The organism is Niameybacter sp., from assembly GCF_036655075.1.
Taxonomy (GTDB): Bacteria; Bacillota; Clostridia; order Lachnospirales; family Cellulosilyticaceae; genus Holtiella.
This window is the reverse complement of record NZ_JAVVQU010000013.1, coordinates 50115-59844: the sequence shown is the minus strand read 5'-3', so window position 1 is coordinate 59844 and position 9730 is coordinate 50115. Positions and strand designations below refer to the sequence as shown.

The window sequence follows — 9730 nt, the reverse complement described above, 5'->3', positions numbered from 1 at the left end:
AAGACACCGCCCTTTCACGGCGGTAACAGGAGTTCGATTCTCCTATGGGTCATTTTTTGGTGACGATGCGATTTAGGGACACACCCGTTCCCATACCGAACACGTAGGTTAAGACTAAATCGGCTGATGGTACTTGTCTGGAGACGGACTGGGAGAGTAAGTGGTTGCCAAATTAATACGGCGGCATAGCCAAGTGGTAAGGCAGAGGTCTGCAACACCTTCATCACCAGTTCAAATCTGGTTGCCGCCTTTATAAAAGAGCTTAGATTATATCTAAGCTCTTTTTTTCGCGTTTTGATATTCTGAATTTAATATTGTATAAACTAGACATTCTAAAATGAACAGACTATAATTAATAAAACGTATTAACTTACATTTAGAAGTGAGGCAGTATAGAATGGAACAAAAGATAACTGGTAAACAAGTTGCTAAAGGAATTATGATATTAACAATAGCCACTTTTATAAGTAAATTAGTGGGTGTCGTATATCGCATCCCTATTGTTAATATTCTAGGGGATGCAGGAAATGCTATATATGGACTTGCTTATCAAGTCTATGTACTTATTATTACAGTAAGCTGTCTAGGCATTCCTAATGCTGTTTCAAAGTTGATAGCAGAATGTATGAGTTTGAAGGCATACCAGGATGTTAAGCGCATTTTTAGAATTACATTTATTTATACAGGGATCATTAGTATTGTTTTAGCCTTTGGACTTTGGTTTGGGGCGGAGGAGATAGCACATATTCTAAAAGGGGGAGAAGATATTGTATTACCATTAAAGGCACTGGCCCCAACAGTAGTAGTGGTAAGTTTAATGGCAGTTATAAGAGGGTATTTTCAAGGGCTTAATGATATGATGCCAACTGCAATTTCTCAAGTTATAGAACAGCTTTTTAACGCAGTATTTAGTGTGCTGTTGGCTGCAATGTTTATACCCTGTGGGATTGGTGTGGCAGCTATGGGGAGTACATTAGGAACGGGAATAGGGGCACTAGCGGGGATGGTGACTATAGTAGTCATCTATCAATGTACTTATAAGAAGTATAATCTAGAGCAAGTTGAAGAGCATTACTATATATATCCTTCTAACCGTAGCATTATTAAACAATTACTTATTACCATTTTACCGCTGGTGATTACAGCAGCACTTTTTGCTTTAATTACTCTAATTGATAATACAATGTTATTTTATTACCTACCAAGTACAGTAGATAAGTTGCGTAGTATGGGACAGTTAAGTGTAATTCCTGTTACAGATGCTATATCTATGGATACACAAACCATTGTAACAAGCTTATCAGGACAATTTCTAAGTAAGTATACTCAATTTATTAATATTCCAGTAGGTATTATACTTGTTATTGTTACTTCTTCTATTCCTGCCATAGCAGGAGATTATGCAAGAAGGGATTACAAGGGATTAGAGCATAAAATGAATCGACTACTAAAAATGGGTATGCTTATAGCAATGCCGGCTACAGTAGGACTAACATTGTTTGGAGAACCTATAATGAAGCTTGTCTATGCTTCAGCACCGGATGGAGGTAGCCTATTTACAGTAGGTGCTATAGCTATTGTATTTATGACATTGGCTCAGCTAACGGCAGGGATGCTACAAGCGATTGGAAAGCAGCATCGTGTTACGCTGTATGTAGCAATAGCATTACTTGTTAAAATAGTGCTCAATGGCTTATTGTTAGGTAATCCTAATATTCATATTTATGGGATTACAATCAGTACAACCATTTGTTATATGATTTATACCCTATTTAATATGAGAGCATTAAAAAAGATTTTGCAGATTAAAGTAAATTGGAAGGCTGTTATCATTAAGCCTTTAATATGTTCAGTTGTCATGGGAATAATGAGTTTCTACCTATATAAAGTGCTTTTATTCATAATGAGTAGCTTAACATACGCGATTTTGTTAGTGATTGCTTTTGCTATAGTGACCTATGCGTGTATGACTTTTTTTACACATACGATTACTATAGAAGATATCAACTATATTCCATTTCTTAATAAATGGAATAAGAAGTATATGCAGACTAAAACGGATAAGTAGGAGTAGATAGGGGTATGATTTATAATTGTCAAAGAATCATGTATAATAACAAGTAAAAATGGCAATTAATCAAAGGAGGGTAAAGAATTGAACTATCAAATTGGAGATGTAGTGCAGATGAAGAAGCCGCACCCTTGTGGAACTAACGCCTGGGAAGTTCTACGAGTAGGCGCGGACTTCAAACTGCGCTGTAAAGAATGCCAGCATATCATTATGCTACCTCGAGAAAAATTTGAAAAAAGTGTAAAAAAAATACTTAAAAAAGCTGACAATGAAGCTTAAAAAGCAACATTATCCAGTATTATTTTTGTTTAAAGTGCTTGTATTAGATATATAAGTATGCTATCATAATAAACTGTAATGTAATCCTTGCTCTACACACTGATGTAGGGCCAAAGTCCAGAAGGAGGTGCCAAGATGAAAAACTACGAATTAGCACTAGTATTTATCCCAACTTTAAGTGAAGAAGAAAAATTAGCTAACCTTGAAAAAGTGAAAGAATTAATCACTCGTTTCGGAGGTGAAGTTACTAATGTTGATGATTGGGGCAGAAGAAAACTTTGCTACGAAATCAACAAACAAAAAGAAGGTTTCTACTACTTCATTCAATTCAATGGAGAAACATCAACTCCAGCAGAAGTTGAAAGTAGACTTCGTATCACAGAAACTGTTCTTCGTTACTTAATCGTACGTCTTGATGAAAAATAATAATTACTATTAGAAGAAGGAGGTTATGATATGAATAAAGTTATGCTTATGGGACGTTTAACACGTGATCCAGAGGTTCGTTATTCACAATCAGCCAACCCAGTTGCAGTAGCAAGATATGGACTAGCTGTTAGAAAACAATTTGCAAAACAAGGAGAGCCCGACGTGGATTTCTTCAATATAGTTGCTTTTGGAAAAGCTGGCGAATTTGCAGAGAAGTTCTTTAGAAAAGGACAGATGGTTGCAGTCGTAGGTAGACTCCAAACGAATAGTTGGGAAGACCAACAAAAAGTTAAACACACATCTATTGAAGTTGTGGTTGAAGAGCAACATTTTGCAGAAAGTAAATCTTCAGCTGAATCAAGAGGTGTTATGACTAATAGCCCACTTGATACTATGTCACCTGTCTCAGCTCCTCCTTCAAGTAATCCGGTAGATGGATTCATGCCAACTACTATGGAAGAAGACGACGATTTACCATTTTAACCAATATTTATTAAAATGAAGGAGGGAAAATACAATGGCAATGCAAAAAAGACGTAGTCGTAGAAGACGTAAAGTTAACCAATTTGCTGGTGATAATATCAAAAAGATTAATTATAAAGATATTAACACACTTAAAAAGTTTATCTCTGAAAGAGGTAAAATTCTTCCTAGAAGAATTACTGGTAACTCTGCAAAAGCACAACGTAAACTTACAGTTGCAATCAAACGTGCTAGACATATCGCAATTTTACCATACACTCAAGATTAATTAGTATTTTTAAGATTCAATTCAGCACTATATAGAGAGACAAATAAGCGCACACACAATATGCACACGCACTGCTTCGGCAGTGCTTTTTTTTATGCTATTTAGTAGGCATATGCCAGAGGGGGTATATCTAAACTTGAATTTATGATATAATATGAAAATATATGAGTAGGTACATGGCAACTTATGCTCATTCTAGGAGGAATAAGACGCTATGAATCAACAGGTAAAACAGAATTTTAAAATAGGACTAATGATAGCAACATATATTGTATTAGGTGTAATAGGAATTTATTCTTTTACACTTATCTTTTTAGCACCCCTTCTAATGGTGCCAATGACCATTTTTTTAATGGGTAATAAAAAAAATTATAAAAGAGACTTACTTATACATTTGATTATTTCACTCATGCTATTCCTATTAACAGGGAATATAGCTGAGGTATTATTATATCTTATAAGTGTGGCAGTCCCTGCTCATATATTCGTAACCTGCTATAGGAATAAACTAGCACTTCCACAGATTGCTATGTATACAGGCATTGGAATAGTTGGAGTATTTTATCTATATATTATAGGAATGAAGTATTTTAACATTGATTATATGCAAATGTATAATGGTTTTTTAGATGCAGCAAAAGAACAGTATATAGCCTTAGTGAATGAGGCATTAAAAGTGCAAAATCAGGCAGTATCTCAAGAAATGCAAGAGCAATTTTCATTAATGAAGAAGCAGTTTATAATGAGTGTAGATATGCTGAAATATTTATACCCTGCATTTTTATTACAAATAGGTGTAGTATTAGGCGTATTAAGTACAGTTTTTATAACAATTATAGGACGTTTTAAGAGATGGAGAATGCTTCCCCTTAACCAATTTGCATACTTTAAGTTTTCAAGATGGATGGGAGTTCTTTTAGTAATCTCTAGCTTTATTGCATTATTTGTAGGAGAAGATTCTAGTAGTATAGTAGCACTAGCAATGAACCTATATTCCTTTACTATATATTTATTACAAATAGTAGGAATCATTGCTCTTATTATGCTTATTAAAAAGAGTAAACTTACAAGTTCAACTAAGACAATGAGTATTGTATTGTCAGTATTAGTATTTTTTATAATGCCTTTTATAATGATGCTAGTAGGATTGGCAGATACATTATTTAATTTTAGAAAAGTTGATATTATCGTTTAGTTAGGGAAGGTAGTGAATATGAGTACTAAGAGGAAGAATTCATTAGGCTATATGGCGTATATTCTGAGATTTACTCAAATTGGCTTTATTATAGGTATTATACAAGGTATAGTAAGTATCTATTTTAATACATTTATAGGCATCTTTACAGCGCTTATTTTTGTAGGTATGCTAGCCTATAGTTTTATTCTAGAAAATAGATTGATACAGAAGATGCAAAAGGAAATTACAGAGCAAGTTGACGCACTAAGTGTGGTAAAGAAAGATATGTTTGTAAATTCCCCTATTCCGGTAGTGGTCCTTGATAAGATGGGGGCAATATGCTGGGGGAATAACTCATTTAAAACTATGGTAGATGAAGATGAGGTTGTAGATAAACATATTCGTTCTATATTTTCAGATTTGCAATTAGAAAGTTTTCCAAAGAAAGATGAGCTGTATCAAAGAGAAATTATAACAGAGCATAAACATTATCAAATGTTATGCAATAAGATTATAGTAGATTCTAATAGTGTGGGATTTCAATATGTACTCTACTTTATGGATACAACAGATCATAAACTTTTAGAAGAAGAAGTACAGAAACAACGTTGTATGATAGGTTTTGTCTATGTAGATAACTATGAAGAAATCATGCAAAGTATAGAAGAAGTAAGGCGCCCAATGTTAGGGGCTATTATTGATAGAAAAATAAGTGTATGGTTTAAGAATAGTGATGTAGCAGTCTGTAAATTTGATAGAGACCGCTATATGATTTTCTTTACACAAGAGAGTTTAGAAAAGATGCAAAGTCGTAAGTTTGATGTATTAGATGAACTTAGGCATATTCAAGTGGGAAATGATTTACCTGTAACGGTCAGTATAGGAATTGGCCGTAATTTTAAATCACTTACAGAATCTAAAGAAGATGCAAGAGCAGCATTTGACTTAGCTATTGGTAGAGGTGGAGACCAAGCTATTATTAAGCGTAATGATAAGTATACATTCTACGGTGGTAAGACAAAAGAAGTAGAGAAGAGCACAAGAGTAAAAGTAAGAATTAAAGCATACGCTTTCAAAGAACTTTTACATGATGCGGATAAAGTTATTATTATGGGACATAAAAATATAGATATGGACTGCCTTGGTGCAGCTATGGGTGTCTATAGAGCTGCAACATTAATGGGTAAGAAAGCTCAAATCATACTTAGTGAATCCACATTTGCAGTACAAGAACTTTATAGTCGTATTGTGGAACATCCAGAGTATAAAGACTTATTTATTACAAGTGATAAAGCAGAACAAGAGCTTACAAAGCAAACATTACTTGTTATGGTAGACGTGCATAGAAAAAGTTATGTAGAGCATCCAGCACTTATTGATAAAGCAGAGAATGTAGTTGTATTTGACCATCATAGATTAAGTACAGATTATATTGAAGATGCAGTACTATCTTATATAGAGCCATTTATCTCTTCAACGTGTGAAATGATTTCTGAAATTCTTATTTATTTAACAGATAAGGTGAAATTGACTCAGGTAGAGGCAGATGCACTTTTGGCTGGGATAACAGTAGATACTAAAAACTTTGCTTTTAAAGCAGGTGTTAGAACTTTTGAGGCAGCGGCTTTTTTAAGAAGAGCAGGAGCAGATAGTACACGCGTACGTATGTTGTTCCAAAATGATATGGAGACTTATAAGGTTAAAGCAGCTACTATTAAAGATGCTGAAATATGGGATGAGGATACTGCAGTAGCTGTTGTAGAGGGTGAACATGAACACTCTAATATTATTGCAGCACAAGTAGCAGATGAACTACTTACTATTAAAGGCATTCAAACTACATTTGTTATTACACAAAGTGGTGAGACCCTCATGATTAGTGCACGTGCTTTAGGAGACACCAATGTTCAACGCATTATGGAAATGTTAGGTGGCGGAGGTCACAAAAATATTGCAGGTGCTCAGCTTAAAGATGTTACAATAGAAGAAGTAAAAGTTAAACTTAAACTAGCGATTACAGATTACAAACAGGAAGGTGAATAAAATGAAAGTTATATTAACACAAGATGTAAAAAAAGTAGGTAAAAAAGGTGAGATTTTAGAAGTTAAAGATGGATACGCACGTAATGCTCTTTTCCCAAAAGGTTTAGCCGTAGAAGCAAATTCAGTTAATATGAATCAAAGAAAAGTAGAACAACGTTCAGAAGATAAGAAAAAACAAGAAGAACTTGACCGTGCAAATGAATTAAAAACAGCTATAAATGATAAAAAAGTTATTATTCCTATTAAAACAGGTGAAGGCGGAAGAGTATTTGGTTCTGTTACAACAAAAGAAATTGCAGAAAGTATTGATGCAAACTTTGGCGTAAAAGTTGACAAAAAGAAAATCCAACTTTCTCAGCCAATTAAAGCTATTGGGACTAAAACAGTAGAAGTTAAGTTACATGCTAAAGTAACAGCGCAAGTAACAGTAGAAACAGTAGAAGCAAAATAATAAATAACAAAGGACGTGAGGAACGTTTATGGATGAAACACAAATAATGCGCATTCCTCCACATAATATTGAGGCAGAACAATCGGTTCTTGGGGCTATTATTATGGACCATGAAGCACTTATTGTTGCAACAGAGTCACTAAGACCTAAGGATTTTTATAGGCCAGATCACCAACAAATCTATGAGGCTATGGTGGAGCTACATGTTTCTAATAGCCCTGTAGATTTGGTAACTATACAAAATAGATTGGCAGAAAAGAGTGTATTAGAACAAATAGGCGGAATTAGTTACTTAGCAGAATTGGCAACGATAGTACCAACTTCAGCACATATTAAAGAATATGCTAAAATTGTTCAAGAAAAGTCCATGCTTAGAAAGCTTATTAAAGCGAGTCAAGATATTAGTGCAAAAAGTTACGAAGGTGAAGACGGACTTCATGATATTATGGGCTTTGCAGAAAAGCAAATCTTTGATATTACACAGAATGTGCAGACAGAGGACTTCTCGCATATTAATGAAATTGTTGTAACAGCTATTGATAAAATAGAAGAAGCACATACGACTAAAGGTGGTATTACAGGTGTGCCTACAGGTTTTATCGACTTAGATTATAAGACTGCAGGTATGCAACCCTCTGACTTAATTCTAGTAGCAGCAAGACCATCTATGGGGAAAACAGCTTTCTCTCTTAACATTATTCAAACAGCTGCTATTAAATATAAGAAAAAGGTAGCAGTATTTAGTCTGGAAATGGCAAAGGACCAGTTAGTAAACCGTATGCTTTGTGCAGAAGCATTGGTAGATGCTCAGAAAGTCAGAACAGGTAATCTTGACCCTGAGGACTGGGACCGCATTGCTATGGCTATTCCCAATTTAAGTGCGGCAGACGTATTTATAGATGATACCCCAGGTATCAATATTATGGAAATGCGTGCAAAATGTCGTAGACTAAAAATGGAAAGAGGCCTAGACCTTATCATGATTGACTACCTGCAACTGATGTCTGGAAATGCTAAAGGTGATTCTAGACAACAAGAAATCTCAGAAATCTCAAGGGGACTTAAGGCACTTGCACGTGAAATGCAGGCTCCTGTTATCGCCCTTTCTCAGCTCTCACGTGCTTGTGAAACACGTGCAGACCATAGACCTATGTTATCAGATTTAAGGGAATCTGGAGCGATTGAGCAGGATGCTGACGTTGTTATGTTCCTGTATCGTGATGAATACTACCATGCAGATTCAGAAAAGAAAAATATAGGCGAAGTTATTATTGCTAAACAGAGAAATGGTCCGACAGGTACAGTAGAACTTGTATGGCTCGGACAATACACTAAGTTTGCCAATAAGGATAGAGAATAAGACAAAAGCTCCTAGATACCATATAAGTATCTAGGAGCTTTTTGGTTGGTGTTTTATTTTAACAAATAGCGAGTTGGATTTCTTCAAATATATCTTTTACATGTTCCAATTTAGTTGCTTTATAAGCATTACTACCGCAGAATAAAAGTGCATTTTCAGTATCTCCAGTAACCGCATGAATAAGAGCTTTGGAAATACAGTAAGGAATATCCGTTATACCACATTTGTGAAGGCAATCGTAGAAACAAGCTTTATTGCCAGCAGGGTTTGTAACATAAGGGTTCAAAATAGCACGTCCTGGCATCCCTACAGGACTTTTAATAATGCCTATAGTTTCAGGCGTGGAGTTGATATAAGCTTCTTTAAAAGCCAAATGGGCATCACATTCATAGGTTGTAACGAAACGAGTAGCCATTTGGATGCCATCAGCACCTATTTCAAGCATATGTTGTACATCTGTACCATCATAGACACCACCAGCCACAATAACTGGAATAGATTTATTGTATTTAGCACCATATTCTTGGGCAATGACTTTAACTTCTTGAAGAATATCCTCAACTAGAGGAGGACATTCTTCAAGATCAGAGGCAGAAAAGCCTAGATGCCCCCCTGCTAGAGGTCCTTCTACTATGATTGCATCAGGTGCAAAATTATATTTGCGGTCCCATTGTTTGCAAATAATATTGGCAGCTTTAGCAGAAGATACAATAGGTATAGCCTTAGTGTGTGTATCCTTAGTATATTTAGGGAGATCTAGAGGAAGTCCAGCACCTGATATAATTAAGTCTATTTTTTCCTCTACAGCCTTTTTCACATATTCAGCATAATGTTTCATGGCTACCATCAGATTAACACCAATAATGCCATCGGGAGCTATTTCACGAGCAAGTTGAATTTCGTGTTTTAAAGCATCAAGATTAGCACGAAGAGGATTTTTAATAAAGTCTTTCTCTCTATAGCCAATTTGAGCGCCAGAGATAATACCAATTCCCCCACATTTAGCAACATGGCCTGCGAGAGAACTAAGAGAAATTCCCACGCCCATACCGCCTTGAATAATTGGGAAAGTAGGTTTTAAATTTCCTATAGTAAGTTGTTTTTTTAACATAAGTCACCTCATATAATAAAATTTGGTCTATAATTGATTTGATTTATAAGTAATTTGA

10 protein-coding genes, 1 tRNA gene and 1 rRNA gene are annotated in these 9730 nt (G+C 35.1%); 11 read left to right on the top strand and 1 reads right to left on the bottom strand.

The window, feature by feature from the left end; genetic code table 11:
• Positions 1-55 precede the first annotated feature (55 nt).
• The 11 genes from rrf (at position 56) to dnaB (ending at position 8561) form a co-directional block, all read left to right on the top strand.
• A 5S ribosomal RNA gene (gene rrf / locus RRY75_RS05545) occupies positions 56-173 on the top strand.
• Positions 174-179: 6 nt separating this feature from the next.
• Positions 180-250 (top strand) — tRNA-Cys (locus RRY75_RS05540).
• 147 nt (positions 251-397) lie between these two features.
• Positions 398-2068, top strand: coding sequence for a putative polysaccharide biosynthesis protein (locus tag RRY75_RS05535; protein ID WP_332493082.1), 1671 nt, complete (start codon positions 398-400; stop codon positions 2066-2068).
• Between the two features lie 87 nt (positions 2069-2155).
• A complete protein-coding gene (locus RRY75_RS05530; RefSeq protein ID WP_332493083.1) occupies positions 2156-2350 on the top strand; it encodes a DUF951 domain-containing protein in 195 nt (64 codons plus the stop codon).
• A gap of 135 nt (positions 2351-2485) precedes the next feature.
• Positions 2486-2776, top strand: coding sequence for a 30S ribosomal protein S6 (gene rpsF / locus RRY75_RS05525; RefSeq protein ID WP_332493084.1), 291 nt, complete (start codon positions 2486-2488; stop codon positions 2774-2776).
• A gap of 30 nt (positions 2777-2806) precedes the next feature.
• The gene (locus tag RRY75_RS05520; protein WP_332493085.1) at positions 2807-3262 is read left to right on the top strand and encodes a single-stranded DNA-binding protein; all 456 of its coding nucleotides are present in this window, start codon (positions 2807-2809) and stop codon (positions 3260-3262) included.
• A 34-nt stretch (positions 3263-3296) separates the two neighbouring features.
• Entirely contained in the window at positions 3297-3530 is a 234-nt protein-coding gene (rpsR, locus tag RRY75_RS05515; RefSeq protein WP_307993289.1) for a 30S ribosomal protein S18, read from the top strand.
• Positions 3531-3744: 214 nt separating this feature from the next.
• On the top strand, positions 3745-4725 hold the full coding sequence (locus tag RRY75_RS05510) for a DUF2232 domain-containing protein (protein WP_332493086.1): 981 nt from the start codon (positions 3745-3747) through the stop codon (positions 4723-4725).
• A gap of 18 nt (positions 4726-4743) precedes the next feature.
• Positions 4744-6750 (top strand): DHH family phosphoesterase, encoded by a 2007-nt coding sequence (locus RRY75_RS05505; protein ID WP_332493087.1) that lies wholly within the window; start codon positions 4744-4746, stop codon positions 6748-6750.
• A 1-nt stretch (position 6751) separates the two neighbouring features.
• Positions 6752-7201: a 50S ribosomal protein L9 gene (gene rplI / locus RRY75_RS05500; protein ID WP_332493088.1), complete on the top strand. Its 450-nt coding sequence runs from the start codon at positions 6752-6754 to the stop codon at positions 7199-7201.
• Between the two features lie 28 nt (positions 7202-7229).
• The gene (gene dnaB / locus RRY75_RS05495; RefSeq protein WP_332493089.1) at positions 7230-8561 is read left to right on the top strand and encodes a replicative DNA helicase; all 1332 of its coding nucleotides are present in this window, start codon (positions 7230-7232) and stop codon (positions 8559-8561) included.
• A gap of 58 nt (positions 8562-8619) precedes the next feature.
• Here dnaB and RRY75_RS05490 read toward each other — a convergent pair whose 3' ends face one another.
• The gene (locus tag RRY75_RS05490; protein ID WP_332715896.1) at positions 8620-9672 is read right to left on the bottom strand and encodes an NAD(P)H-dependent flavin oxidoreductase; all 1053 of its coding nucleotides are present in this window, start codon (positions 9670-9672) and stop codon (positions 8620-8622) included.
• Between the last annotated feature and the right edge of the window lie 58 nt (positions 9673-9730).

Bases quoted from the DNA above. Each gene is read 5' to 3' on its own strand.
- RRY75_RS05535 (WP_332493082.1), top strand. From the start codon at position 398: ATGGAACAAAAGATAACTGGTAAACAAGTTGCTAAAGGAATTATGATA.
- rpsF (WP_332493084.1), top strand. From the start codon at position 2,486: ATGAAAAACTACGAATTAGCACTAGTATTTATCCCAACTTTAAGTGAA.
- RRY75_RS05520 (WP_332493085.1), top strand. From the start codon at position 2,807: ATGAATAAAGTTATGCTTATGGGACGTTTAACACGTGATCCAGAGGTT.
- rpsR (WP_307993289.1), top strand. From the start codon at position 3,297: ATGGCAATGCAAAAAAGACGTAGTCGTAGAAGACGTAAAGTTAACCAA.
- RRY75_RS05510 (WP_332493086.1), top strand. From the start codon at position 3,745: ATGAATCAACAGGTAAAACAGAATTTTAAAATAGGACTAATGATAGCA.
- RRY75_RS05505 (WP_332493087.1), top strand. From the start codon at position 4,744: ATGAGTACTAAGAGGAAGAATTCATTAGGCTATATGGCGTATATTCTG.
- rplI (WP_332493088.1), top strand. From the start codon at position 6,752: ATGAAAGTTATATTAACACAAGATGTAAAAAAAGTAGGTAAAAAAGGT.
- dnaB (WP_332493089.1), top strand. From the start codon at position 7,230: ATGGATGAAACACAAATAATGCGCATTCCTCCACATAATATTGAGGCA.
- RRY75_RS05490 (WP_332715896.1), bottom strand. From the start codon at position 9,672: ATGTTAAAAAAACAACTTACTATAGGAAATTTAAAACCTACTTTCCCA.